The organism is Paenibacillus sp. SRL342 (assembly GCF_984798905.1).
On record NZ_OZ481790.1, the window covers coordinates 4,741,104 to 4,767,489 of the forward strand.

Genomic DNA, 26,386 nt, shown 5'->3' on the forward strand with positions numbered 1-26,386 from the left:
ATCCATCATCACCTTGTTACGACATCTCCTTTGGGCACATCAAATAAAATATCGGTTCCTTGTTCCAGCCTAGTAATGGTTACACCTTGTCCGTAAATAAGTTTGACTCGGCGATGCACATTATATAGCCCGATCTGGTTACCAGGCATACGGTCGTGGTAGACACGTTCAATAATATCTGCACTGATGCCTGCTCCTGTATCACTGACACTGATTCGTACAAACTCCGGATAATCCTGTACCCGAATTCGAATAGTCCCGGGTCCTTTCACCTTGAGAATGCCATGAATAATTGCATTTTCGACGAGCGGTTGGATAACAAGACTCGGAATATGCACCGCGACCTCATCAATCTCATAGATCACATTCAGTCGGCTGCCGAAGCGGGCTTTCTCAATTTCTACATAATTACGGACCTGCTCCAGTTCCTTATGAATATCAATTAACTCATCCGACAGCTCCAGATTGTAACGCATGTACCCGGATAGGTTCACAATCAGCTCCCGCGCTCGATCCGGTTTGGTTCGGATGGACGATGCAATCGCATTTAGCGCATTAAACAGAAAGTGAGGATGAATGGTCGTCTGTAAAGCACGGAGCTCTGCTTTGTTCGCAGCAGCCTTGATCTCTTCTACCCGTGATACCTCCATCTGAGTGGAAATGATCTGCGACAGACCTACAGCCATCGTTTGCAAAGGATACGTAATTTTATACGCTTTGCGATAATAGATTTTGAGCGCACCTGTAATGTCTCCTCGTTCTTTGAGCGGAATGATTAACAGCGAGTGGATATCGGGAGTTTTTTCATCAATCACATCATTACTGATCGTAATCTCCCCGCTGGATATCGTCTTCTTGGTCATCTCACTTATAATTTCATTACCGATATGATAGCGTTCCTCACCAAATCCTACATAAGCCAGTACATTCCGGGTATCCGTAATTGCAACCGCATCAGCCTGAATATCCTCCTGGATAATCCGGCAGATTTTGCGCAGAGAATCCTCATCAATTGAACGGAAATACGGCAAGGTTTTGTTCGCAATCTCCAATGCAAGCTTCGCCTGACGGGCTGCAATCATTTCCTTTTCCCCTTCAACACTCTGCACCAAGAGCACAATAAGCCCAATGTTGACTTCACCCAGAATCATAGGCAGCGCAATCTTCGAAACAATGTCGGCACCCAGAGGATCGGGATAGGAAAATAGCAGGATCAGTAACATCGTGAGAGCTTCACAGATCATTCCGGCACCAATACCGATAATCCATCGCTTGGGCTTGGGCGTGTACTTATGTATATATCCAGAGACCAGACCTGCCAGGATACTTGTGATCAGACAAGGTATAGCTGTGACTCCATCCATATCGATCAAATACCGATGCACCCCGGAGACAATCCCCGTAATAATACCCACAGGCCCTCCGAACAAAATACCACCCGATAACACGGCGATGATCCGTACATTCACCAGTGAACCTTCAACATTAATGCCCGTATATGTCCCAAAGATGGCAAAAGCACAGAATAACAAGGTAACCGCAATATATTCCTGCCACCTTAATTTCCCCTTTTGTAGAATCTGCCTAAACCTTGGCACCCTCGACAGAAAGAATAAAAATATAATCAACAGCGCCGCCCGTTCAAATAAACCCAGCAGCATCGTAAACATCTCCAATCGTACTTCCTCCACATCTGTCCAAAATAAAAACATGTCTCATTGTAACGCAATTTCCTTCATCTCGTATGCAACAGTTTACCGCTCCCCCCGGAGGAAAGCAAAGTCCATCCTGTGAAAATGCATCAACCATACTGCACCATTCACACTATATTTCATCCCTTAACTTCTATGAAAATCTGCGTTTCCAGAAAAACCTATGTTATAATTAGTTGTCATGTTATTCCAATTGTTTAATGAAATTAATACAGAAAGGTGTTCATGCATGCTTGCAATTCTAATCTTAGGTTCACTTCTACTTTTTAGCCTAATATGGCTTACCCTATATGCTGTCTCCAGACGATCCAATAACCCTGATCGCTCAACAAGACTTGTCCTGCAAATTATTATATTTATCTCAATCCTGATCTTACTTGTGCAAGACTACATACTCAAAGAATATCCATATAACAGCACTATAATTGTAGTTCTAATCATAACTTTAATCATCCTCAGCTCTTTTCCTGATCAAAGTAAGAGTGCAGCGGATGAAAATACATAAACACCATTTAAAGCCCAACTAAAACCTTCTTCATCCCTACCTCCACCAAAAAAAGGGGGTGTTCCATCATGTCATCTGCATGACTTAATGGAACACCCTTCTTTACATTACCACACCAACTTGAGTGTAATTTGGCTTTTCTAAAGTACTTTCGTTTACACAACAACGGAGAGGGCAGAACCAATCTGAAGAAGCGAAGCGTGCGCCTTTATCCCCGGATTTTACCCTTTAGAAAAGGGAATCAAAAAAATCCGGGGATAACAGCGATCGAAAGATGGTACTGCACTCGTAGTGCCCCCGTGTAAACAAAGCTCTTTAACCCACCCAACATTACACCAAATCCCTACCTAAACATCCCCCACAGCTTAATCAAATGAAACGTATTGTTTGGATCAATCTTCTGCGCGAGCACAAACGCAACAAACTGCTCCTCCTGCGCCGGAGAGAAATTCTCATTCATAATGACAGCGGAAGACTTAACCAACCTTCTGACCTTAGCCTTATCTTGCAGATCAGACTTGGTTACGCCATCAATCAACTTTTTGATACGCTCTTTGACAGCGGGATTTTTCATCTTTAATTTGATCCGCTCCACCAGCTGCGGACTAATTCCATATTGTTGGTAACCCAAAACGTATAGCACCTCCCAAAAGAATGAACTCACTTCTTATTCATATGTCGGGAGGGCTTGTACACTTGTCATTTTTTACAAAGGTAATACGAAAAACTCGCTATTATGGCATACATTAGTCAATCAGATCACCCTTGAATACTTGCTGTTGCTGCAGGAAATCACGCAGAGGTGCATAGTCCATAGAGGTCCAGAAGGTCGCATCCTCAATTAAGTGGGTCACGTCATCTCTGGCCTGTTCCAGCACAGCAAAATCGGCAACCATATCGGCAAGACGGAACTCAGGCAATCCGCTTTGTTTGGTACCAAAGAAATCACCCGGACCCCGGAGATCGAGGTCACGCCGGGATACCTCGAATCCATCCTCCGTTTCCGTCATAACCTTCATACGTTCCTGTCCAACCTCCGTCTTGGGATCAGCAATGAGTACACAATAGGAAGCATGCGCACCACGACCGACCCGACCACGAAGCTGATGCAGCTGGGAGAGACCGAAGCGGTCCGCGTCCATAATGACCATCAACGTGGCATTTGGCACATCGACCCCGACCTCGACAACGGTGGTGGAGACAAGCAACTGAATATCATTGCTATAGAAGTCTCGCATCATCTCTTCTTTCTCCGCGGCTGTCATCCGTCCATGCAGCAGACCTACACGATATTTTGGAAAGTTCTGCTGCATCTGCACATGCAGATCAATGGCATTCTGCACATCCAGCTTCTCCGACTCTTCAATGAGTGGACAGATCAGATAGGCCTGACGCCCCTGATCCACTTCTCTGGATATAAACCCGAGCACCCGCTCCATCATATCGTGCTTGACCCAATACGTGGAGATGGGAATCCTTCCCTTCGGACGTTCCGAGATCGTGGATACCTCAATATCCCCAAAAGCTGTAATGGCCAGTGTCCGTGGAATTGGCGTTGCCGTCATCGTTAACACATCCGGGTTATATCCTTTGCGTCGTAAAACGCTGCGCTGATTCACCCCGAAGCGATGCTGCTCGTCCGTCACCACAAGACCCAGATCACGGAAGAAAACATCTTCCTGAATCAGGGCGTGTGTACCCACCACGATATCAATCATGCCCATTTGCAACGAGGCAATCAGATCTTTACGTTTACGTCCATTTACACTGCCCGTTAACAGCCCCACAGTTACCCCAAACGGTTCAAACAGCTTTTGCAGTGAGCGCATATGCTGCTCCGCCAGAATCTCTGTAGGCACCATCAGAGCCCCTTGGAAACCGGATCGAACAGTTGTGTATAGCGCAATTGCCGCAATAACCGTTTTACCCGATCCCACATCACCCTGCAATAACCGATTCATGGCATAGGGCGAACGCATATCATGCAGAATTTCAAGCTCCACCTTTTTCTGAGCATCTGTTAATTCAAAAGGTAAACTTCGTACAAACTCACGGATTGTCGTATTGTCCGTGGTATGCACTACACCATCCATGCGATTCCGGTTGAGCGCGCGATACGCCTGCATTTTCAACTGGAACAGAAACAGCTCTTCATACACCATCCGCTGTCTGGCCTGCTGACCTTCCCGGTTGTCCTGTGGACGATGAATTCCCGCAATCGCTTGTTTACGGGGCATCAAGCTGTATTTCTTCATCAAGGGCTGAGGCAGAATCTCAGGAATCATATCTCCGAATTGGATTAATCCCTGATTGATCGTTTTCCTCATCCATTGTTGCGTCAACTTGCCGGTTACCGAGTATACAGGTTGCAGTGTACCTGAACGCCCATCCCCTTTATCGGGGAACTCCGAGTCAGTGACCGTCATCTGCATACGTTTTTGTTCCCATTTCCCTGTGATCACAATCTCCCGATTGGGCGTAAGCTGCTCTTTGAGGAAATGGCGATTGAACCACGTTGCTGTAATCATCCACTCTTCCGTCATGATCTTACAGGTGAGACGAGACTTTTTACCGTATCGTTGTAATACAGGAATACCCATCACCTGTCCCTGGACCGTGATCTTGTCCCCATCCTTCACTTCACTAAGGGAACGCAGACGATAATCCTCGTAACGGAACGGATAGTACTCAAGCAAGTCTTTAACAGTAGAGATGCCAAAGGCGTGAAGCTCCCCCTCTTTGAGAGCACTCACGCCGTTAATTTGCTTAACTGATATTTCTTCCAATTTCATGTCTAATCCCTCATTCCGGAACAGGCCACATAAAGATCGCAATGACACCAGGTCCAACATGACTGCCTATTACGGCTCCAATATTGGTATAGATCACTTCATTCAGTGTAAAATGACCCCGCAGCTGCTCTGCACAAGCGATCGCTGATCCCGGGTCAGCGGTATGACCTACCGCCAGGTTAACCCGTTTGCCTGCAAGATCCTTCTGGAACAGCTCAATAATGCGTGCCATTGCTTTTTTATGACCTCTGACTTTCTCAACTGCGTAGATAACGCCTTCTTCATCAATAGACAGGATCGGCTTAATGTTAAGCAACGTTCCCAAAATGGCTGAAGCTTTGCCAATCCGACCGCCTTTTTGCAGATACTCAAGGGTATCCACGAGAAAGAACAATTTGCGAGATTGTTGCATCCCTTCAATGGCAGTAGTGATTTCGACTGCTGACTTGCCCTGTTCGGCAAGTTCAGCAGCCTGTACTACCATTAGACCGTATCCATACGATGCTGACTTCGAATCCAGCACGGTGATGTCACCCTCACGCTCCAGCAAAGACTTGCCAAGCATGGCCGATTGGTAGGTACCACTCATGCCGGATGACAGGTGGATCGATACAATCGGGCGTTCCGGGTTCTCATCAAGAAGTGTTTGGTACACATTCATGAAGTCAGTTGGAGATGGCTGTGAAGTTGTAGGCAACACAGATACCTTCTTCAATTTTTCGTAGAACTGTTCAGAAGTCAGATCAACGCCATCTGCATAGGTCTCTTCACCGAAAAGAACACGCAGCGGAACAATATGAATCCCGTATTTGCGAATGAGTTCTTCGGGAATATCCGCCGTACTGTCTGTTACTATCGCAACCTTGTGGCTCATGACTCTCCTCCTCTTCGCTAGAGTGCTATAAGTACATGTTCAAAAAGTCAACTAGAGACTTTTTGAACAACCTTTATTAGGACTCTACGGAGAACAAATAATAATATACAGGCTGTCCTCCAAGATGTACCTCTACCTCAGCATCAGGATACTGTACTTCAAGCCATGCAGCGAGGGCAGCAGTAACCTCAGGGTCAGCTTCGTCCCCTTCAAGGATTGTCACCACTTCATCTCCACTCTCCATCATCTGTTTGAGCAGACCTTCACATGCTTGAAGCATGGTTTCATCCGTCGCTACAATTTTGGAGTTATGAATACCGATATAGTGCCCCGCCTTAATATCTAATTCATCGTATTGCGTATCACGAACCGCATGAGTCACTTGACCGGACTGTACCCGGCTAATGGCCTCCAACATTTGGTCACGGTTTGTTTCCGCAGACTCATCTTCCTGGAAAGCAAAGGCAGCAGCCATCCCCTGTGGAATGGTTTTGCTTGGAATAACCGTAATCCGGCGCTCATCTTCAAGCAGTTCACGAGCCTGCTCCGCAGCCAGTACAATATTCGAGTTATTCGGGAGTATAAATACCTGCTCCGCAGCAATGGAACGAACGGCTTTTACAAAATCCTCAGTACTCGGATTCATCGTCTGTCCACCGGACAGAACCACATCAACACCAAGACTTTGGAAAATCTCTGCAATACCGTCACCGGAGGATACCGCAATAAAACCATACGGTGCCATCTCATCTGCAGGAAGCACAGCCTCTTCCATACTGCGCGCTGCCTCAGGTGGAATCTCTGCAAACAATTCAGGTGATGGAGCAATGTCCATGCCTGCTGTGAGGAGATCCCGATGTTGTTCACGCATATTGAGAATATGAATCTGTGTAATCTCACCATAATGCAGCGCCAGGTTTAATACATCGCCTGGTGTCTTGGAATGGACATGAACTTTGATGACTTCATCATCGGCAATGATAATGATCGAATCCCCATTAACTGACAACGCTTTCCGGAATGCTTCGTCATCAAATGCCACTCCTGCGTTCTCTCCAAGCTCACGGTTAATGAAGAATTCCATATCATACAGGAATTCAATATCTTCCGTTTCCAGTCTCGCCTGAGCAGACAATGGCATCTCCGGTGCAATCACCTGCTGCTGTGCAGGCTTCTTGATATCCACTTCTGTTGGTGCAGCCGGTTTCAAAGCAGATGCTGCCACGGATGAGGTTACTTCTTTGTTCAGCGAAGTACGACTCCCTCCGTCACTTTGCAGCAATACTTCCATAAAGCCCTCGTAGATATATACAAGCCCCTGACCACCTGAATCCACAACACCAACCTGTTTCAGTACAGGCAGTAATTCCGGAGTCATTGCCAGTGCTTCTTTTGCTTTTAACAAAACTTCATTCATTAATTCAGTAATATCATTCGTCCGTCTTGCGTAGTAGTTGGCATGTTTCGCCGCTTCCTTGGCTACGGTAAGAATGGTCCCTTCAACGGGCTTTACGACTGCTTTGTAAGCTGCGTCAACACCGTTCTGCAGGGCTGCTGCAAATTGGAGCGTATTCAGTTCCTCATAGGGAGCAGCTGAACGACTAAAACCACGGAACAATTGCGACAGAATAACTCCTGAATTCCCCCGTGCGCCCATAAGCAGGCCTTTCGATAGAATACCGGCAGCTTCGCCGATGGAGGCAGAACTTTTTCTTTTAATCTCTGCGACTCCTGCACTCATTGTCAAATTCATGTTCGTTCCCGTGTCACCATCCGGCACAGGGAAAACATTCAGGGAATTGACGTGCTCTGCATGCTGTCCAAGTTGTTCCGCTCCGGCAAGTACCATTGCGGTGAAATCTGTTCCATTTAAAGAACGTATACTCAAGTGAGAATTCCCCTTCCTAGCTTGATACACGAACACCTTGCACCAAGATGTGTCTGGTCTGTTCATGCGCTAACGCGGACTGCGTTATTCTTCGTCCATACCTTGTCCGGCACAGGCATACAATACAACATGTCAGCCGGATTAACGGTCTGGGCGGCCGGACTACCAATATCCTGCACTCTCTGCACCCCTAACTTCGGGGCATACGGATATGCACCGGTATCAAGAGCCGGCATGAATGCCGCATGGAGACTGGTGCCAATGATGGAATGCCGCAGCTCACAGCGTTGCCAAAAAGCAGACCACCGACCTCTAAGTACGGTTTATTCTCCGACTTCCTCGCGGCAACAGCCTGTTCACCACTGTATTATGGACTACTCAACATTGTACTATATTAGACAGGAGAAATAAATAAAGTTTTTGGATCAGTTGACGAAGCTTTTTTAATTATGATATTATATTCAAGTATTGTTTTATGCAGGTTAAGTAATGGAAATGATCCGGTTCATGCCGGCTTAAACAACGCCATTAGCTACTGAAACCTGATCTTTATGATCAGGAAGAACAATTTAGCCCTTATGGAATGACTTTTCGTTTCTGAAGGCAACTGGTTATTTTAGGATAGGAGGTGTAATCTATGTCTCGCAAATGTTATGTGACAGGTAAGAAACCGGGCACCGGTAACCACGTATCCCACGCTAACAACCGTAACCGTCGTACTTGGGGCGTAAACGTTCAGAAGGTCCGCATTCTCGTTGACGGCAAACCAAAACGTGTATACGTAAGCACCCGTGCACTGAAAGCCGGTAAAGTGACTCGCGTATAATCACGCAAAGCTACTATAAATCGGGTAAGCAAAAAGCACCTTGTTCCTTGCAGGTGCTTTTTTGGTATTCAAAAAAAGGATTCTTGAATACGCTCATTAACATGTGAATGGCCGCCGCATGGCGCTTCGCAGGTACGAATTCCAGATAAGCCTGAGCCACAGCGGCGGTATTCCCTGTTACCTTATCAATCGGATCAGTTCTTTTGAAACGTATTAAGTATCGCCTTTACAAACCCTCCCAAAAACTTCGGCAGTTTGAATGTGTAAAATTTCATAATTCACCCTCCCCATCATGCTCATGCGTCCGCCGTATCCTATGCTTCAGGCCTTCTTCACCTCAAACACGACAAAAAAGGCTACATGAGAAACCTGCTCATGTAACCATATTTATGCGGAACCTTCGATCCCTATTCCACAATGACAAGCCCGAAGATCAGTTCATTTACGTTTGGGAAGGAATATATTGATAGACAGCGATCATGAAAACACTCAGTACATAATACAGTATGCTGAATATGACAAAAGTAACCCGATGTCCGGTACGATCAAATTTGCGGAAATACATAATAACAACGCCTACCCCGATTAATGACGTAATGGCATTAAACGGGGATTGAATAACCGCAAACAAAGCAAGCACAAGTCCCGTCACGAGACTCGCAGCCATCGTCCACAGTGTCTCCTTGAAGGTCATAGATCAGCCTCCGTAGCTACGGCGAATTTCAGTAATCGCTGCAGCGCGATCCTCACGTCCAAATACGGCACTCCCGGCAACGAGCACATCTGCTCCAGCCTCCACTACAAGTGGAGCTGTATCGGCTGCAATCCCGCCATCTACTTCGATATGTACATCATGGCGTCCCTTTTCGTTCAACCAGGTACGAATCTGCTTGATTTTGTTCATGGTACCCGAGATAAATGCCTGTCCGCCAAAGCCAGGATTGACCGTCATAACAAGAACCATGTCCACATCATCCAGAACTTCGAGAATGGCAGACGCTGGCGTTCCTGGATTAAGGGCAACTCCTGCCTTCACTCCTTGCTCCTTAATGAGATGAATAACGCGGTGCAAATGCACACAAGCCTCAGCATGAACAGTAATTACCGCTGCACCCGCTTTGGCAAATTCCTCAACATAACGCTCCGGATTCTCAATCATCAAATGCACATCGAGCGGCAAGCTTGTATGTGGAGCAATTGCCTTCACAATAGCAGGTCCAAGTGTAATATTAGGGACGAAATGACCGTCCATAACGTCAACATGAATCCAGTCTCCTCCTGCAGCTTGGGCTTCTGCAACTTCCGCACCAAGGCGGGCAAAATCAGCTGATAATATCGATGGGGCAATTTTAATCATGTTAATACCTCCGCTTCTTATCTTTCATTTCGGTCAGGAACAGCACATAGTGCTGATATCGGCTTTCGGAGATCAGACCTTCCTCTTTGGCCGCAAGCACACGACAGCCTGGTTCATGTGTATGGGTACAACCTCGGAATTTGCACTGATCTGCAAACTGGGCGAATTCCCGGAAACAAGTGGAGAGTTCCTCCACACCGATCTCCAGAAAGTCCAGTTGGCTGAATCCTGGCGTATCCGCAACAAATCCACCATTATCCAACGGAATAAGCTCCACGTGCCTGGTGGTGTGTTTCCCTCGCCCCAGACGCATGCTGATTGCATTTGTCTCCAGCGTCAGGCCCGGCATCAATGCATTTAACATCGAAGACTTGCCTACACCGGATTGTCCGGAGAATACGCTGATCTTACCAGCCAGACGATCTCTGAGCAATTCACTTCCTTCACCGGTACGTGAACTTGTGGAAATCACTTCATAACCAACCTGTTCATACAATGCTTTCACTTCAGCAACAGTGTCTTTGGATGGATCAGCCAAATCCAGTTTGGTCAAAACAATGAGTGCATCCAGCCCCGCCTGCTCGATGTGAACAAGGAACTTGTCCAACAGGTTCAGGTTCATATCCGGTTCCTTCACAGAGAACACGAGAACAGCCAAACTTACATTCGCTACAGGAGGACGGATAAGTTCCGTCTCACGCTTCCGAATTTCATCAACCGTTCCTTCTCCGTTCTCAGTCAACATGTAGCTGACGCGATCACCTACAAGCGGTGACGTTCCCCGCTTTCTGAAGATACCTCTGGCTCGACATTGAACGGCGGAACCTTCAACCGAAGGAACCCCGTTGTCTTCCACTGGCATGACATAATAGTAACCGCTTAGCGCTTTAACGATGATACCTTCTGGCATAGCTCCGTCGCCCTCCTTTAGATGGTGGTACATTTACTCCAGACGCCAGCATAAGCCGCCCTTATGGACGGCTTGATGCGTTAATGACTTCCTTTTTCTTCTCTTTTTCCTTGCCGTGCCCCTTACCATTATTCATGGCAGAAGTGTCCTCATCTACACTGTCACCTTCACCGTCTGCCGGTGTGGACTCAGGTTCACCTTCCTGATTGGGATCAACACTTCCCTCATCAACGCTACCTTCACCTGGATCAGGCTCATTTTCTGGCGGCGTCTCGGTGCTTTGTTCCGGGTCAATGGAAGGTACGTTTACTGTTCCGTTTTTGGCTTCACTGTAGGAGACAAGATACGTATCCAGGAACTGTCCATCACGATATACGGACACAGCCCCATTTTCATTTGGAGCGAGCACAAGTGGAATGGTCAAGGTCTGGGTTGAGTTCACGGTGCGTGTTCCCCATTCCTGATTCTTGCCACGTGCGTCTTCATATGTGATACGGATTTTACTGTTTTTGCCCTCTTCTTTGGGTGATACATTAATATCAAAAGGATATTGCAGCGCTTCAGGTGGATACCCTGTACTAATAAAGATCGTAATCTTATCACCAGGATTCACCTCTGTGCCCGCTTCCACAGGCCATTGCTGCGTCACTTTGCCCTTTTCCATCGTATAACTTGGTTCTTCCTGCACCTGAGCAAGTTCCAGTCCAGCAGATTTAAGCTTTTCTTCAGCTTCACTGCGGGTAAGATTTTTCAGATCAGGCATTTTGACCGTTTCAGTGCCTTTACTTACGGTTAACTCAATCTGAACCGCCTCTGGATCGAATTCCTCATTAACGCCAGGTGTCTGGGAAATAACAGTACCTGAAGCCACATCATTGGAGAACTCATCTTTCCGCTGAATCTGATCTTCCTTAATACCAAGCTTAGTCAATTTCTTGACAGCCTCGTCATAAGTCTCTTGTTTGACATCAATCATCTTCACCAGTTCTTTTTTTGCACCAACACTGATCTGGACCTCGGAGCCTTCTTTGACAACATCGCCTTCTTTTCTGCTCTGTTCATAGACGATACCGGGTTCGACGCCTTCCTGGTACAGACGGATGACCTCATCACTTACGACGAGTCCTTTCTCCTCAAGCATTTCCCGAGCCTTTTCTTCTGTCTGGGTGATCACGTTAGGGACGGTTACTTCAGGTACAACCAGCATACCTTTGACATACCATACAACGCCCACCATGGCGATTAGAATAAGAACGGTTAATGAAATGAGTAGAGCTGGCTTCTTCCAGCTCTTGGATTTTGCCTTACCCTTGCCAGTTTCTTCATCAGACTCCATCACAGGCACTGCACCCGTCGATGTAACTCCACGAGGTTCAGGCTTGATCGCTGGCATAACGCGAGTCTGGTCTATATCGTCCTCATCCGGAAAATCAATCTTCGTTTCATTACGTCTCTCCGGCATCAGGCAAGTTTCCAGATCGGTCTGCATTTCTTTGGCCGACTGATAACGTTCCTGCGGATTTTTACGCATGGATTTTAAGATGACATTTTCCACACTTTGCGGAATCAATGGATTGAATTTGCGTGGTTCATCGAACTCTTCCTGCAAATGCTTCAATGCCACACTGATTGGACTTTCACCCAGAAACGGAAGTTGCCCGGTAAGCATTTGGTAAAGTACGATCCCAAGAGAATATAAGTCCGATTTTTCACCAGTAACGATGCCTTTGGCATGCTCTGGTGAGAAGTAATGTACAGAACCAACTACGGAACCGGTCTGCGTAATCGTTGTAGATGTAACCGCACGGGCAATCCCGAAATCCGTTACTTTCACACGGCCATTCCGGCCAATTAATATATTGTGGGGTTTGATATCCCGATGAATGATTTGATTATGATGTGCATGATCAAGAGCATCTGCAATCTGGGAAGCGATTCGCACCGATTCGTCCACCTGCAGAGGGGCGCGTTCTTTAATAATTTCATTCAAGTTTTTGCCTTCCACGTACTCCATGACAATATAATGAACGTCATCTTCCTGCCCCACGTCATAAATGCTAACTACATTCGGATGAGACAGCGATGCTGCCGACTGTGCTTCCCTGCGGAAACGGCGAATAAACTCTTCGTCATGCACAAACTGTTGTCTAAGGACTTTGATCGCTACATTCCGGTTCAAGAGAAGATCCTGGGCTTTGTACACAAGAGCCATGCCGCCACCGCCGACACGCTCAATCACTTCATAGCGTCCGCCTAGTTGGTGCCCAATCATGACTCACACCCCGTTTCCGTATCCACGGAACCTTCCCTCTGCAACTCGAACAAAGCAAGCGTGATGTTGTCGTCTCCCCCAGCAAGTAAAGCCAACTGAAGCAGTCGGTCTGCACGATCTTCCAATGCCAGTTCCAGATTGCCGGCAACCTGAATAATCTGCTCATTGCTGACCAGGTTACTGAGACCATCACTGCACAGGAGAAGAACTTCGCCTTCCTCCAGCTTGACGGTATCCAGATCTACCTTCACCTCGGCATCTGTTCCAAGCGCACGAGTTAGTACGTTGCGACGTGGATGATGGGACACATCCTCTTTGCTAATCTGACCATTTTTGAACAATTCATTCACCAGTGTATGGTCCTCGGTTAGCTGGATCACAGCTTTGTTCGCAATTTTGTAGGCTCTGCTATCACCGATGTGTCCAATAACACCTTCCGTATCGTTCAATAAAGCCGCAACTACCGTTGTTCCCATGTTGTGATACTTGTCATCTGTTGATGCCGTGCGGAAGATAACTTCGTTGGCATGCAAAATAGCATCGCTGAGAGCCGCAGACAGAGACGCATGTGACAGACCTGGTTCCAGTGTTCCCAGATCTTTCACCAACGTCTCTACTGCCAAGCGGCTTGCCGTATCCCCTGCAAGATGTCCACCCATGCCATCGGCAACAATACCCAGAATATATCCTGTATCGAGATTACGAATCCAGGCTGAATCTTCATTCACCGAACGCACTCGTCCGATATGGCTCACATGAACTGTTTTGATCAAAACGTTCTCACCTCAACTCCATATGCTTTGCACGAAGCTGACCGCAAGCGGCAGCAATATCATGTCCCTGTTCACGACGAATGGTTACATTAACACCCTGTTCCGAGAGTATCTTCTGAAAATTGAAAATGTCGCTTCTCGATGTTCTTACGTATTTGCGTTCAGGTACATGGTTAACCGGAATCAGATTCACGTGGCACAACATGTTCTTAAGCACACTTGCCAGTTCAGCTGCATGCTCTGGCTGGTCGTTTACCCCACCAATAAGTGCATACTCGAACGTAATTCTCCGACCTGTTTTGGCCAGATAATAACGAAGGGACTCCATCACGTCTTCAAAAGGAAAACGACGGTTAACCGGCATCAATTTCGAACGAAGTGCATCATTTGGTGCATGGATCGAAATGGCGAGGTTAATCTGTGTATCTTCATCCGCAAACTTGTAGATGTTCGGAACGATTCCACTCGTGGATACCGTGATGTGACGCTGACCGATGTTCAGCCCTTTTTCATGAATCATAATGCGCAGGAAAGTCATCGTAGCTTCATAGTTTTCGAAAGGTTCACCTGAACCCATGATTACAATGCTGCTGACACGCTCGTTGCGTTCATCCAGAATTTTCTGAGCCTGCACAACTTGGGCAACAATCTCCCCAGCCGTAAGGTTACGCTTGAGTCCACCCAATGTGGATGCACAGAACGTACAACCAATACGACAACCAACCTGTGTGGTTACACAGATGCTGTTCCCGTAGTTATGCTTCATGATTACCGTCTCAATGGCATGATCATCATGAAGACCAAAGAGGAATTTAACCGTTCCATCCTTGGATTCAAACTTGGTAATTTCCTTAAGCGTTACGAATTCAAATTGCTCTGTCAGTTTTTCACGCAATGGCTTGGACAGATTGGTCATTTCACTGAAATCATTCACGCGTTTTACATAAATCCAGTCAAAGATTTGGCCACCGCGAAACGCCGGCTCCCCATTCTCCACAGCCCATTGCTGCAGTTGTTCCAGAGAATAATCATATATAAAAGGTTTCATTTTGTTGTCAACACCTATTCCTTCTTTTCTTTTCGTTGGCTTCCTTCTTTTCGTTCCATTCGTCCTATTCTATCACAAAGACCACGTTACATCCATGTATACCCTTGATATCTGTACTTCATGCATTATAACACCTCAATGCCACCATCGCACCCTGTCATCACTTTTCTCTGACAATTATATCGAAGTCCCATCACAAAGAAATCCGCCGAAGTTCCCCTCGGCGGTCATGCTTCCGTGCTCTATTAAACTGTTATTCCGTTGTTTTTGTCAACCGTGCGATGAAAAACCCGTCGCTGTGAGCGTATTGTGGCAAAATCTGAACGCCTCCGTTCACAACCTTAAAGTTCGCTGTCTCCGATTCAGACCAGACGGATGCTTCTGCTGGACTATATTCCGGATGTCGATTCAAGAAGTCAGCAACCATATCCTCATTCTCAGCAGGCTCAATGGTACACGTGCTATACACCAGAATACCACCTAGTTTTAACAACGGCGCAACATGATCAAGCAATTCACGCTGTAAGCCTGCGATATCTTCGATATCTTCTACGGTTTTGGTCCATTTCACATCTGGTTTGCGGCGAATAACACCCAGACCTGAACATGGTGCATCCAGCAAAATGCGGTCAAACGACGCTTCCGGATACCGCTCGTTCAGATCTAGCGCATCTCCAGTTACAGCATCGATGCAACTCAGACCGAGACGCTCCGCCTGATCCAGGATCAGCTGGCGCTTGTGAGGATGTACATCATTCGCGACAATACGACCGCGATCCTGCATTTTCTCCGCCATGTGAGCTGTTTTACCACCTGGAGCTGCGCAGCAATCCAATACAAGTTGGTCTACTTCTGGCGCAACTGCTTCAGCGACAAGCATGGAACTTTCGTCCTGCACAGAGAACAACCCGTCCCGATACCAGGACGTTAGAGCCATATTTCCGCCACTACGTACAAGAATACCATCGGAACTCAGGCGAGAAGCTTCAACGATTGCACCTGTACTGGTCATCTCATGCATCAGTTTCTCCCGTGTGGTCATTGTGGTGTTGACCCGGACACTCACCGCTGGCGGCTCATTATTCGCACGACAGATCGCTTCCGCCGTCTCTTCGCCATACTGGGCAATCCAGCGTTCAACCATCCATAACGGGTGGGAATGCTCCAGTGAAATACGTTCGGCAACAGGCAGATGTTCTGGAATACGAAGTTCATCCCGATTGCGGATCATATTGCGGAGCACTCCATTCACCATGCCCGAGATTCCCTGATGGCCCAGTTTCTTCGCCAGATTAACCGCTTCGCTCACCACGGCATGCTCCGGAATACGATCAAGGTATATCATCTGATATACGCTGATTCGCAGCAGGCTACGAACCCATGGTTGCAGTTTGGCTACTCCTTTGGCGACGTAACGTTCCAGAAAATAATCAAGTGTATTCAATCTGGCGATTGTCCCATACACCAATTCGGTAGCTAGTCCAGCATCTGCGGGGCTTAAATCCGCCTCTTTCAGACGACGGTTCAACTCCAGATTACTGTATGCTCCATCTTGCTCAACAGCACTCAGAACCTTGACTGCCAATGCACGAGCAGATGTTTTGGGTTTCTGGGAGCGAGATGCACCACCCGATTTACCCGAATTAGGACGACGGTTTCCTTCACGCCCGGATGAATTTCCAGTAGGTTTCTGGCCTTTTCCTGACGAACGACCTGGTATGTTACCACTCATCGCAGCACCGTTCCAGGTTTCAGTGTACCACCGCGAGCAAAGTCAGCGGCCTGCATCACCTTTTTGCCTGCAGGCTGCACTTCAGTCAACCACAGAGACCCATCCCCAGTGCGAACTTCAATCCCTGCCTTGTTCAATTGCAGCACGGTTCCCGGCTCTGCTTGTCCAGCATCCGAAGAAGTTGCCAGATCCATCTGATCGGGATTAGCCGTTGCCCAGACTTTGAAGACCTGATCATCCCACATCGTAAATGCACCGGAGAACGGCACAAGACCACGAATCTGATTGAACAGTTCGCGTGAAGTACGACTCCAGTCCATTTTCTCGTCATCCCGAGTCAGATTGCGAGCATACGAAGCCTCGGCATCATCCTGAGGGACCGCCGTTGTCTCGCCTGCAATCAATCGTGGCATTTCTGCCTGAAGCAGTTTGGAACCAGCCTCACTTAATTTATCAAACATCGATCCTGATGTATCTTCATCCGTAATTGGCAGTTCCACACGCGAGATCATATCTCCGGTGTCCAGGCCTTCAGCCATATACATCAATGTGACTCCTGTCACGGATTCCCCGTTAATAATGGAACGTTGAATCGGTGCTCCTCCCCGATATTTCGGTAAAAGAGAGCCATGCACGTTCACACAACCGCGAACAGGCATATCCAGCACGGCTTTGGGCAGAATCTGTCCAAAAGCCGCGGTCACAATCAGATCCGGCTTCCATTCAGCCAAGCGGGCTACGGCTTCCGGATCACGCAATTTAACAGGTTGAAACACCGGCAGACCGTGGCGTTCTGCCGCGGCCTTAACCGGTGTTGGCGTAAGTACTTTTTTGCGTCCCTGTGGTTTATCAGGCTGAGTCACCACACCCACCACATTGTATCCCTCTGCCATCAGCATATCGAGAGAAGGAACTGCAAATTCAGGTGTTCCCATAAAAACAATATTCAAATCGATCACTCCTTAATTACGACGCGGTCCCGTTTGATCGGCTGCAATTTCGTACACTTTCTCGGCGACATCCGTAAAGAGTACACCATCCAGATGATCAATCTCATGCTGGAATGCACGGGACAGCAAGCCACTACCCGTAATAATCAGCTCTTTACCTTCACGATCTAGACCTTTAACTGTAACGGTCTCGAAACGGCGAACATCACCATTAATTCCAGGGATACTCAGACAACCTTCAGGTCCAAATTGTTCTCCCTCACTCGCAATGATCTCCGGGTTAATCATCTTGATCAGCCCTTGCTCATCACCGGCGTCGATAACAATCAGACGTTTCAAAATACCAACCTGAGGCGCAGCAAGACCCACACCTTCCGCATCGTACATGGTATCAGCCATATCATCCAGCAATTTTTGTACATTTGGTGTAATTTTGGTTACTTCTTTGGCTCTCTTGTGGAGCACCTCATCTGGTTCTTGCACGATAATGCGAATCGACATGTTGTAAGCACCTTCCTAATCCTCATCATAATTTCAGGACGATATCTGTATTTTTGGGGTATTCATTTTAATCTATGTTTATACCGCTTGTTTACATCCGCATTGCTGCAAAATGCTTACATTAACATTTGCGGGTCTACATCCAGACTAATAAGCAATTTTTGCGCCTGAACATCATCGTCCATGCGCCGGGCCGTAGCCAGAGCGAGTCCTATGGCGTCTACATCCCCCCGCCATTTTATCATACATTGGAATCTGTATCTATTCTTGATCCGAGGAATTGGAGACGCTACCGGCCCCAGTACATCAAAGGCATCATTGCTGAAACGATCCAGACTGCCGAGCCATCCGGCAGCATTAGCTTTCTCTTTCAGTATTCGCGTATAGTTCTCGGCAAGACGAATCAATACCGGAAGCTGCTCATGCGAAAAGGTCACCAGAATCAGGCGACAGTATGGGGGATATTGCAAATTGCGACGGTGCAGCAATTCCTCACGTACAAACGACACGTAGTCATGCTGACTCGCATGCCCGATTGAGTAGTGTTCCGGCGTATAGGACTGAACAAACACTTCACCAGGCAATTGGTGCCGACCAGCTCGGCCAGCTACCTGTGTTAATAACTGAAACGTTTTTTCCGCAGCCCGGAAATCAGGTAAATTCAACGCCGAATCCGCTGTTATCACGCCAACCAGGGTTACATCCGGGAAATCAAGACCCTTCGCAACCATCTGGGTGCCCAGCAAGACATCCGCTTTTTTCTCACGAAACTGTTTCAGCAGCTTCTCGTGAGCCCCTTTTTCCGTTGTTGTATCCACATCCATCCGAATGACCCGAATACCCGGAAAGAGCTTGGCAAGCTCTTCCTCGACCCGTTGTGTACCTGTACCAAAGTATCGAATATGCTCACTTCCACAATCCGGACACACTTCCGGAGCCGCTTCCGCATACCCGCAGTAATGACAACGGAGATTATTCGAGCGCTGATGGTACGTCAATGAAATATCACATTCGGGACAACCTGCCACATATCCACAACTTCGGCACATAACAAAGGTCGAATATCCACGGCGATTCAGCAGAAGCACCGTCTGTTCACCACGCTCCAAGCGTTCCTCCAGCCCTTTGTGCAAAGCCCTGCTGAACATGGAGCGGTTGCCATCCTTCAACTCTTCACGCATATCAACGATCCGCACTTCAGGCAGCTTGTTACCCAGTGCCCGTGTTGGCATCTCCAGTAAGAGTGGTGCAAAATCATCATTACTCTGCGAGCGTGCAGCGTAATAACTTTCCAGCGAAGGTGTCGCTGAACCCAGAACAACCACCGCCTGATGCTGCTGTGCTCTTTTTACCGCTACATCACGGGCATGATATTTCGGCGTTTCCTCCTGTTTGTAGGAAGTCTCGTGTTCCTCATCCATAATGATCAACCCAAGTCGACTGAACGGAGCAAATACAGCTGAACGCGCCCCAATTGCAACCTTCACCTGACCCTCACGAATCTTGCGCCATTCATCATAACGTTCACCACCAGACAGACGACTGTGCATAACAGCAACTTGGTCCCCAAATCGCCCTTTAAAACGTTCTACCATCTGTGGTGTGAGTGCAATCTCGGGCACCAGAACGATAGCCTGCCGATCCTGTTCGATGCACTGTTGAATGGTTTGAAGATAGACTTCCGTCTTGCCACTACCCGTAACACCATGAAGCAAAAATACCCCATGGCGTTGTTCCTGCAATCGGCCATTGATATTGTCGTAGACAAGTTTTTGCTCATCGGTCAGAACCAGTGGTTCAGTCGCTTTAAACGTCCTGCCCTGATAAGGGTCACGAAAGACCTCAACGTCCTCGGTGACGATCAGTCCCTTTTCCTCAAGCCCTTTAATCGTTGCGGCCGATACCTGGAGTGTAGACAACACTTCTTTCATCGGCATGGGCAACAGTTCTTTCATTTCCAGCAAAAAAGCCAGAATCTCCTTCTGCCGCTGTGCTTTTGCCGGGAATGAAGCAAGTGCTTCCTCAGCAGCAGCAATATCTACAGCCAGATCAACGGACTTCATCGTTTTTTTATTTAACTTGTCCTTGATGGCCTGACTTTCCAGCAGCACGCCACCAAGCAATAATTTCTTAATTAGTGCAGCATGATTGGGATATTTTCGACTCAGTTGTTGCAGCGGTACCTGACCCCGACTTTTGACAAAACGGATGATATCCTGCTGTACTTTCTCGGTCGTAGACTCTTCTCCCCATACAAATAACACCTCATCATCCGGTTGTGCACCCGCCATCTGTCCATCAAGTGCATCTCCCAGCGAGATGTATCGCTCTGCTTTCCCTTTCAATGCCGTCGGCACCATGACCTGTAATGACAAAATCCGGTTACTGGCATAACGTCCACTCATCCATTCGGCCAACTCAACCAAATCCTTTGACAACGGGGGAACAATGTCCAGTAACTCCTGAATCTGCTTAAGCTTGAATGTTTCCTCTCCGGTACGCGGCACAAGATCAATCACGAATCCCTGCACCGTCCGATGACCAAAAGGCACACCCACCCGGCTGCCAATCTCGATCCATTCTCTCATCGATTCAGGTACCAGGTAATCAAACGGCCGATCTGTTTCCTTCACGGGAACATCGACTATGACCTTGGCAATCTCCATATCCTAATTCCTCCCGGCAATGCGCTCCGCCGCAATCTGGAGCAACCGATGAGCCACATCGTCCTTGGCCATCACTGGAAGCTCCTCCACCAAACCTTCCCGGTCATAGATATGTACCGCGTTGGTGTCTGTTCCAAATCCTGCACCCGTGCGGGTTACATCATTGGCTACGATCAGATCACAGTTTTTCCGTTCCAATTTCTCACGTGCATACATCTCAACTGACTGAGTCTCCGCAGCAAAACCAATCAAAAACTGATGGGTTTTCTGTTTGCCCAGTGTTTCAAGAATATCTATATTTTTAATAAGTTCGAGCGACAGCGTGTCGCCTTTCTTCTTGATCTTCTCGGTATAAACTTCCTTTGGACGATAATCGGCAACTGCCGCCGCCTTAACCACGATATCAGCATCGTCCCACTCGCGTGTTACCGCTTCATACATATCCTGTGCAGACTGTACAGGGATCAACTCCACGTTCTCCGGTGGCTTGGATTGGGTACTGCCCATAACCAATTTCACATCTGCCCCCAGATCACGCGCAGCTGCGGCTATGGCAAATCCCATTTTGCCAGATGAATCGTTCGTAATGTATCGTACTGGGTCAATGCGCTCAATCGTACCTCCAGCCGTAACAACAACCTTCTTGCCCTGTAACAATGGAGCTTGTCCCTGCCGACTAATGCCTGCAGACTCTCGCTGTTCAAAGAAACGTTCTACCACATCCACAATGCTCTCCGGTTCTTCCAGACGTCCCTTACCCACATATCCACACGCAAGCAGACCTTCACCCGGTTCAATCATCATGGCGCCCCGTTCAACAAGCAGGTTCATATTATGCTTTACAGCTGGATGATCATACATATGTACATTCATCGCTGGTGCAATCATGACAGGGGCTGTCGTCGCAAGAAGAGTTGTTGAGAGCATATCATCTGCCATGCCATGCGCCATCTTGGCAATCACATTGGCTGTTGCCGGAGCAACCAGAACAAGATCCGCCAGATCGGCCAGATGAATATGAGATACGACTGCTGGCTCACGCTCATCAAATGTATCGGTATATACGGTGTTTCGGGTCAACGTTTGCAGCGTCAATTCGGTAATAAACTGTGTAGCGGAAGCTGTCATAATCACATGAACATCCGCTCCCTTTTGCACCAGTCTGCTGCATAATGTTGCCGCTTTGTAAGCGGCTATGCCGCCAGTCACACCAAGCACGATTTTTTTACCGTTCAACATGTTTATTTCCCCCGATATTTATACGACGTCTAAGTAAGATTCCGTTAAAATATGCTTATTCGTAAAAAAATAACAACCTCGCGGTTGTCAATTAATCCGGCTTGCGCCGTATGCAGTTGAAGAGCAGCCGCAGGCGGCTTACTCTTCTTCTTCGTCCTGTCCTTTGATGACAACGAGCAGGTCTCCATAGATTTCTTCCAGTGCAACGCCAACTTGTTTATGGGATCTCGCACCTCTTAAATCCGTTTTTTCACCTTCACGTAGCTGTCTAGCCCGGCGGGAAGCAGCAACAACAAGGGAATACTTGCTGTCGACTTTGTTCATCATTTCATCAATAGAAGGATACAGCATATTAACAAACACCTCTTCGCATTAGTATAATCACAAGTTGCCGCCTGACAGAACTGATGTGGCATGTCTTCACACCCGGGCATTCCGAGAAGGAGTGCTTCAGTATATGATATGACAACTGCCCCACTTATATCGCATTCTGCAGCGGCAAAAGGGATTATTTATTGATCTTACAATGTTCGGCGATTATGATGCTTTCTATTCTCTTGCACGCCAAATCAATTTCATCATTAACAACAGCGTAATCATACTGCTCCAGCAGACTGATCTCATCAACCGCCACGGACATCCGGTGATCAATGGTCGCTTGGCTTTCGGTACCACGACCCTGAATGCGATCTTTCAGCTCGTCCAATGAAGGAGGAAGCAGGAAAACAAAGATGCCTTCTGGGAATTTCTCTTTCACTTTTAACGCGCCTTGAACCTCAATCTCCAGAATGATGTCGCGGCCTTCGTTAATCGTTTTCTCCACAAAATCACGCGGTGTTCCGTAATAATTACCAACATACTCCGCATGTTCCAACAATTGATCTTCAGCAATCATGTTCAGGAACTCTTCATGACTTCTGAAGAAATAGTTCACACCATGTTCTTCACCAAGACGAGGCTGACGGGTTGTTGCCGATACGGAATAGATCAATTCCGGCACCCGTTTGCGCAAAGCGCTGCATACAGTACCCTTCCCGACCCCAGATGGGCCGGACAACACTACCAGTAATCCCTTAGACATATTACACTCCATTTTATTCGTCGTTATCATCATCTTTCGAAGAAAGACGATGGGCGACCGTCTCAGGCTGAACTGCAGACAAAATGACATGATCGCTATCCGTAATAATTACGGCACGAGTACGTCTTCCGTACGTTGCATCAATCAGCATGTGACGATCTCTTGCCTCTTGTATAATTCTCTTGATCGGCGCCGATTCCGGACTCACGATGGATATAATCCGGTTCGCCGATACGATGTTACCGAATCCAATGTTAATGAGTTTGATTGCCATAATCAGGTTCTTCCCCCTATACATGCGACTCTTTTGCCGAAATGTGGCCGTTCATTCGATATTCGCAGCTTGCTCACGAATCTTCTCCAGCTCCGCCTTCATCTCGACAACACGATTCACCAGAGCCAAATGGTTGGCTTTTGATCCAATCGTATTGACTTCCCGATTCATCTCTTGAATTAGAAAGTCCAACTTACGACCTACGGGCTCATCACTCTTCAGCAGTTCCCTGCTCTGTCCAAAGTGACTCTGTAGACGCGTAAGCTCCTCTTCTATGTTAGAACGATCGGCAAACATTGCAATTTCCATACCCAATTTATGCTCATCAAAAGGGAAAGAGCCTTCTTCCTGCATTTCCGTAAGCCTTTGTCTTAGCTTGTTGCGATAATCACTTACCACAGTCGGTGCAAGATCAAGCATTTCGGTATGCAGTGACTCCAGACGGGTAATCCGCCGTTCCAGATCACTGGCCAGATGAAGACCCTCGCGAGCGCGCATCTGTTCAAGGCTGGACAGAGCCTCTTTCAATCCTTCCTGCAGAACTCGCTCCCATTCGTCCTTCTGCTCTTCGGGAATGGAACTTGTCCCATCCGAATGAACCATGACGTCCGGCAGCCCAAGCATATCCACAATACTTGGTTTGCCCTGCAATCCATATTGGGTCTCCAGTTGCTCTGCAGCCTGCAGATAGGCCCTGACCGTCTGTTCATTCAGAACAGCGGGAAGAGCCTGGTCTTCCTCTTTTTCTTTCATTACATAAACATCAATCCGCCCGCGTTTCAAACGACTCTGTACGATCTTCCTCAAACCGTCTTCATAATACGTCCACTCTCTTGGCAGACGCATCATCACTTCGCAATAACGATGATTAACAGATTTGATCTCTAATTGTACCTTATAGCCGCCAAAATGAAAGGCGGATTGACCGTATCCGGTCATACTGAATGACATCGGCATCACATCCGTTTTACTATTGTAATTGATTATTAGGGTTGAAACAAGTAGGACATTGATGCTCCGACTTCTCCCATACGTATTGAGTCAGTTCGGCCGTCATGCCATAGAACATAAACGGTGTCATAAGATAGATGCCTTTGAAATGCGCTGTTGCTACGTCCAGCAATTCCTTGGCAATTTTCACCCCCATCGCACGGCCTTCTTCGCCTTCCAGTCCGGCCATACGGGAACGCACTTCATCCGAAAGCTGAATTCCGGGAACCTCGTTGTGCAGATACTCTGCATTCCGTCCACTCGCCAGCGGCATCACACCTACAAAAATGGGCACATCCAGATGTTTGGTCGCTTCGTGCATTGCTACAATCAACTCAGGATCATAGATCGGTTGTGTCATGATGTAATCTGCGCCAGAGGCAATTTTCTTCTCCAGACGTTGTACAGCTTTCTCCAAATATTTCACATTGGGATTAAATGCTGCTCCGATGACAAAACCCGCTTTTTGCTTCAGCGGTTTACCTGAGAAAGCCACTCCATCGTTCAACTGTTTGATCATGCGTATGATTTCAAAAGAAGTCAGATCGTATACCGAGCTTGAACCCGGCAGATCACCAAATCTTGCAGGATCTCCTGTTACAGCTAATACATGATTAATGCCCAGAGCATCAAAACCCATCATGTGGGACTGTGTTCCAATCAGATTCCGGTCACGGCAGGCAATGTGCACAAGTGGACGAAGGCCCGTGCGATCCTGAACGAGGTGACCCAGCGCCATGTTGCTCATCCGTGTAACTGCGAGTGAATTATCGGCCAGTGTCAGGGCATCGGCTCCTGCTGCTTTTAATGTCTCGGCACCTTTCATGAACTTGGCAATGTCCAAGTCACGCGGCGGGTCAAGTTCAACAATAACGGTGTGACGCTGCTTGACCAGATCAACGATCGTAGGCTGTCCGCCACGTCCGGAACGCTCATCCACATGTTCATGCAATACAATACGCGGTTTGGATTCTGACGGATCAGGCTCCAAAATAGGCGAAGGCACATAGTCAGCAAGCGCCTCCTTCATAGCGGTAATATGATCAGGTGTCGTACCACAGCAACCGCCGATAATACGAGCGCCCAGTTCAGCAAATTGCACTGCCGTCTGACCAAAGTACTCCGGAGTCGCACCATAACGGAACTGACCATCTACATAATCTGCTGCACCCGCGTTCGGGTAGACGGACATTGGAATACCAATACGTCCGGAGACGGTTTCCATGGCACGCATAATCCCGTTTGGACCTGAGCGACAGTTAAAACCAATGACGTCCGCACCCTGCTCCCGCATGATCCGGAAGGCTTCAGGCATTGTATATCCGTCCAGTGTATGCCCTACATCCTCTACCGCGAACTGTCCAATCACCGGCAGATCACTCAGCTTGCGCGCTTGCAAAAGGGCAATATCCATCTCCTCGATATCATAGAAGGTTTCAAGCAAAATGCCATCCACGCCTTCATCAAGCAGTGCAGAGATCTGTTGTTGATAAAAGCGTTTCAGTTCACTCGTTGACACGTTTGTCCGCTTGCCACCTCGAATGGAACCAACTGCACCAAGCACATAACCGGTATCCCCAGCTACCTCTTTGGCAATGCGAACGCCGGCACGGTTCACGTCCTCCACCTTGGACTCCAGACCGAACTTGGACAACTTATCGTAATTGGCAGAATACGTATTTGTTTCAAATATATCTGTACCTGCATCCCGATAACGGCGATGTACATCCGCCACCACTTCAGGTGAAATCAAGTTTAATTCTTCATATGAAATCCCTACCGGGAACCCCATTTGGTACAGAAATGTTCCCATGGCCCCATCTCCAACGAGAACCCGTTCCTGCATAACTTTGCGCAAATCCGCCTTCATCCCTTTTCCCCCCGCCTAGCTGTGATCATTTTCATACTAATGTAACACAAAAAACGCTAAAAAACGAAGAAAAACACAGGTTTTTGATGCAGATTAAAAAAGAGGCCCGCAGGCCTCTTTGGTTAA

General features: G+C 47.6%; 24 protein-coding genes. 1 reads left to right on the forward strand and 23 read right to left on the reverse strand.

Translation table 11 applies throughout. The features are described 5' to 3' along the window. Positions 1 to 8: 8 nt before the first annotated feature. The 6 genes from AC4E8D_RS20850 to AC4E8D_RS20875 all read right to left on the reverse strand — a co-directional run bounded on the left by AC4E8D_RS20850 (position 9) and on the right by AC4E8D_RS20875 (position 8,007). Positions 9 to 1,661 (reverse strand): LytS/YhcK type 5TM receptor domain-containing protein, encoded by a 1,653-nt coding sequence (locus tag AC4E8D_RS20850; RefSeq protein ID WP_339308735.1) that lies wholly within the window; start codon positions 1,659 to 1,661, stop codon positions 9 to 11. Between the two features lie 899 nt (positions 1,662 to 2,560). After that, a complete protein-coding gene (locus tag AC4E8D_RS20855; RefSeq protein WP_036614589.1) occupies positions 2,561 to 2,848 on the reverse strand; it encodes a stage VI sporulation protein F in 288 nt (95 codons plus the stop codon). Between the two features lie 115 nt (positions 2,849 to 2,963). Next, positions 2,964 to 5,009 carry an ATP-dependent DNA helicase RecG gene (gene recG, locus AC4E8D_RS20860; RefSeq protein WP_221825296.1) on the reverse strand — a complete coding sequence of 682 codons (2,046 nt, stop codon included), beginning with the start codon at positions 5,007 to 5,009 and terminating at the stop codon, positions 2,964 to 2,966. A gap of 10 nt (positions 5,010 to 5,019) precedes the next feature. Next, complete coding sequence (locus AC4E8D_RS20865) at positions 5,020 to 5,883, reverse strand: DegV family protein (RefSeq protein WP_339177795.1); 864 nt, start codon at positions 5,881 to 5,883, stop codon at positions 5,020 to 5,022. Positions 5,884 to 5,959: 76 nt separating this feature from the next. Then, positions 5,960 to 7,771 carry a DAK2 domain-containing protein gene (locus tag AC4E8D_RS20870; protein ID WP_221825302.1) on the reverse strand — a complete coding sequence of 604 codons (1,812 nt, stop codon included), beginning with the start codon at positions 7,769 to 7,771 and terminating at the stop codon, positions 5,960 to 5,962. 62 nt (positions 7,772 to 7,833) lie between these two features. Further along, positions 7,834 to 8,007: a hypothetical protein gene (locus AC4E8D_RS20875; protein ID WP_155985128.1), complete on the reverse strand. Its 174-nt coding sequence runs from the start codon at positions 8,005 to 8,007 to the stop codon at positions 7,834 to 7,836. A gap of 401 nt (positions 8,008 to 8,408) precedes the next feature. On the opposite strand from AC4E8D_RS20875, the gene rpmB reads away from it, so the two are divergent. Then, positions 8,409 to 8,597, forward strand: a complete 189-nt coding sequence (rpmB, locus tag AC4E8D_RS20880; RefSeq protein WP_017687459.1) for a 50S ribosomal protein L28 — start codon at positions 8,409 to 8,411, stop codon at positions 8,595 to 8,597. 194 nt (positions 8,598 to 8,791) lie between these two features. On the opposite strand, the gene spoVM is transcribed toward rpmB, so the two are convergent. The 17 genes from spoVM to AC4E8D_RS20965 form a co-directional block, all read right to left on the reverse strand. Continuing rightward, positions 8,792 to 8,872: a stage V sporulation protein SpoVM gene (gene spoVM, locus AC4E8D_RS20885; RefSeq protein WP_019424875.1), complete on the reverse strand. Its 81-nt coding sequence runs from the start codon at positions 8,870 to 8,872 to the stop codon at positions 8,792 to 8,794. Positions 8,873 to 9,039: 167 nt separating this feature from the next. Beyond that, positions 9,040 to 9,291, reverse strand: coding sequence for a hypothetical protein (locus tag AC4E8D_RS20890; RefSeq protein WP_221825304.1), 252 nt, complete (start codon positions 9,289 to 9,291; stop codon positions 9,040 to 9,042). Positions 9,292 to 9,294: 3 nt separating this feature from the next. Beyond that, the gene (gene rpe / locus AC4E8D_RS20895; RefSeq protein WP_017687456.1) at positions 9,295 to 9,954 is read right to left on the reverse strand and encodes a ribulose-phosphate 3-epimerase; all 660 of its coding nucleotides are present in this window, start codon (positions 9,952 to 9,954) and stop codon (positions 9,295 to 9,297) included. Between the two features lies 1 nt (position 9,955). Beyond that, positions 9,956 to 10,864, reverse strand: a complete 909-nt coding sequence (gene rsgA / locus AC4E8D_RS20900; RefSeq protein WP_047843681.1) for a ribosome small subunit-dependent GTPase A — start codon at positions 10,862 to 10,864, stop codon at positions 9,956 to 9,958. Between the two features lie 61 nt (positions 10,865 to 10,925). Beyond that, positions 10,926 to 13,136: a Stk1 family PASTA domain-containing Ser/Thr kinase gene (gene pknB, locus AC4E8D_RS20905; RefSeq protein WP_221825307.1), complete on the reverse strand. Its 2,211-nt coding sequence runs from the start codon at positions 13,134 to 13,136 to the stop codon at positions 10,926 to 10,928. Beyond that, positions 13,133 to 13,909 carry a Stp1/IreP family PP2C-type Ser/Thr phosphatase gene (locus AC4E8D_RS20910; RefSeq protein ID WP_017687453.1) on the reverse strand — a complete coding sequence of 259 codons (777 nt, stop codon included), beginning with the start codon at positions 13,907 to 13,909 and terminating at the stop codon, positions 13,133 to 13,135. The genes pknB and AC4E8D_RS20910 overlap by 4 nt, the downstream gene beginning before the upstream one ends. A 7-nt stretch (positions 13,910 to 13,916) precedes the next feature. Further along, the gene (gene rlmN / locus AC4E8D_RS20915; RefSeq protein WP_017687452.1) at positions 13,917 to 14,957 is read right to left on the reverse strand and encodes a dual-specificity RNA methyltransferase RlmN; all 1,041 of its coding nucleotides are present in this window, start codon (positions 14,955 to 14,957) and stop codon (positions 13,917 to 13,919) included. A gap of 253 nt (positions 14,958 to 15,210) precedes the next feature. Further along, positions 15,211 to 16,689 (reverse strand): 16S rRNA (cytosine(967)-C(5))-methyltransferase RsmB, encoded by a 1,479-nt coding sequence (gene rsmB / locus AC4E8D_RS20920; RefSeq protein ID WP_221825312.1) that lies wholly within the window; start codon positions 16,687 to 16,689, stop codon positions 15,211 to 15,213. Next, positions 16,686 to 17,639, reverse strand: coding sequence for a methionyl-tRNA formyltransferase (gene fmt, locus AC4E8D_RS20925; protein WP_221825315.1), 954 nt, complete (start codon positions 17,637 to 17,639; stop codon positions 16,686 to 16,688). Before fmt ends, rsmB begins: the two co-directional genes overlap by 4 nt. Positions 17,640 to 17,651: 12 nt before the next feature. Next, complete coding sequence (gene def / locus AC4E8D_RS20930) at positions 17,652 to 18,140, reverse strand: peptide deformylase (RefSeq protein ID WP_017687449.1); 489 nt, start codon at positions 18,138 to 18,140, stop codon at positions 17,652 to 17,654. Between the two features lie 116 nt (positions 18,141 to 18,256). Continuing rightward, a complete protein-coding gene (gene priA / locus AC4E8D_RS20935) occupies positions 18,257 to 20,806 on the reverse strand; it encodes a primosomal protein N' (protein ID WP_490205182.1) in 2,550 nt (849 codons plus the stop codon). A gap of 3 nt (positions 20,807 to 20,809) precedes the next feature. After that, positions 20,810 to 22,045 carry a bifunctional phosphopantothenoylcysteine decarboxylase/phosphopantothenate--cysteine ligase CoaBC gene (coaBC, locus tag AC4E8D_RS20940; RefSeq protein WP_405157559.1) on the reverse strand — a complete coding sequence of 412 codons (1,236 nt, stop codon included), beginning with the start codon at positions 22,043 to 22,045 and terminating at the stop codon, positions 20,810 to 20,812. A 138-nt stretch (positions 22,046 to 22,183) separates the two neighbouring features. Further along, entirely contained in the window at positions 22,184 to 22,396 is a 213-nt protein-coding gene (gene rpoZ / locus AC4E8D_RS20945) for a DNA-directed RNA polymerase subunit omega (protein ID WP_036614619.1), read from the reverse strand. 157 nt (positions 22,397 to 22,553) lie between these two features. Beyond that, positions 22,554 to 23,126, reverse strand: coding sequence for a guanylate kinase (gene gmk / locus AC4E8D_RS20950; RefSeq protein WP_024631121.1), 573 nt, complete (start codon positions 23,124 to 23,126; stop codon positions 22,554 to 22,556). Positions 23,127 to 23,139: 13 nt separating this feature from the next. Further along, entirely contained in the window at positions 23,140 to 23,400 is a 261-nt protein-coding gene (gene remA / locus AC4E8D_RS20955) for an extracellular matrix/biofilm regulator RemA (RefSeq protein WP_006209218.1), read from the reverse strand. 51 nt (positions 23,401 to 23,451) lie between these two features. Continuing rightward, complete coding sequence (locus AC4E8D_RS20960) at positions 23,452 to 24,351, reverse strand: YicC/YloC family endoribonuclease (protein WP_036614623.1); 900 nt, start codon at positions 24,349 to 24,351, stop codon at positions 23,452 to 23,454. 19 nt (positions 24,352 to 24,370) lie between these two features. After that, a complete protein-coding gene (locus tag AC4E8D_RS20965) occupies positions 24,371 to 26,260 on the reverse strand; it encodes a bifunctional homocysteine S-methyltransferase/methylenetetrahydrofolate reductase (RefSeq protein ID WP_221825319.1) in 1,890 nt (629 codons plus the stop codon). Between the last annotated feature and the right edge of the window lie 126 nt (positions 26,261 to 26,386).

Coding starts and splice junctions, on each gene's coding strand:
- rpoZ (WP_036614619.1), bottom strand. CDS start 22,396: ATGCTGTATCCTTCTATTGATGAAATGATGAACAAAGTCGACAGCAAG.
- AC4E8D_RS20960 (WP_036614623.1), bottom strand. CDS start 24,351: ATGTCATTCAGTATGACCGGATACGGTCAATCCGCCTTTCATTTTGGC.
- coaBC (WP_405157559.1), bottom strand. CDS start 22,045: ATGTTGAACGGTAAAAAAATCGTGCTTGGTGTGACTGGCGGCATAGCC.
- def (WP_017687449.1), bottom strand. CDS start 18,140: ATGTCGATTCGCATTATCGTGCAAGAACCAGATGAGGTGCTCCACAAG.
- priA (WP_490205182.1), bottom strand. CDS start 20,806: ATGGAGATTGCCAAGGTCATAGTCGATGTTCCCGTGAAGGAAACAGAT.
- AC4E8D_RS20865 (WP_339177795.1), bottom strand. CDS start 5,883: ATGAGCCACAAGGTTGCGATAGTAACAGACAGTACGGCGGATATTCCC.
- rpmB (WP_017687459.1), top strand. CDS start 8,409: ATGTCTCGCAAATGTTATGTGACAGGTAAGAAACCGGGCACCGGTAAC.
- AC4E8D_RS20850 (WP_339308735.1), bottom strand. CDS start 1,661: ATGCTGCTGGGTTTATTTGAACGGGCGGCGCTGTTGATTATATTTTTA.
- AC4E8D_RS20965 (WP_221825319.1), bottom strand. CDS start 26,260: ATGAAGGCGGATTTGCGCAAAGTTATGCAGGAACGGGTTCTCGTTGGA.
- rsmB (WP_221825312.1), bottom strand. CDS start 16,689: ATGAGTGGTAACATACCAGGTCGTTCGTCAGGAAAAGGCCAGAAACCT.
- recG (WP_221825296.1), bottom strand. CDS start 5,009: ATGAAATTGGAAGAAATATCAGTTAAGCAAATTAACGGCGTGAGTGCT.
- rpe (WP_017687456.1), bottom strand. CDS start 9,954: ATGATTAAAATTGCCCCATCGATATTATCAGCTGATTTTGCCCGCCTT.
- spoVM (WP_019424875.1), bottom strand. CDS start 8,872: ATGAAATTTTACACATTCAAACTGCCGAAGTTTTTGGGAGGGTTTGTA.
- rsgA (WP_047843681.1), bottom strand. CDS start 10,864: ATGCCAGAAGGTATCATCGTTAAAGCGCTAAGCGGTTACTATTATGTC.
- remA (WP_006209218.1), bottom strand. CDS start 23,400: ATGGCAATCAAACTCATTAACATTGGATTCGGTAACATCGTATCGGCG.
- AC4E8D_RS20890 (WP_221825304.1), bottom strand. CDS start 9,291: ATGACCTTCAAGGAGACACTGTGGACGATGGCTGCGAGTCTCGTGACG.
- gmk (WP_024631121.1), bottom strand. CDS start 23,126: ATGTCTAAGGGATTACTGGTAGTGTTGTCCGGCCCATCTGGGGTCGGG.
- rlmN (WP_017687452.1), bottom strand. CDS start 14,957: ATGAAACCTTTTATATATGATTATTCTCTGGAACAACTGCAGCAATGG.
- pknB (WP_221825307.1), bottom strand. CDS start 13,136: ATGATTGGGCACCAACTAGGCGGACGCTATGAAGTGATTGAGCGTGTC.
- AC4E8D_RS20875 (WP_155985128.1), bottom strand. CDS start 8,007: ATGCCGGCTCTTGATACCGGTGCATATCCGTATGCCCCGAAGTTAGGG.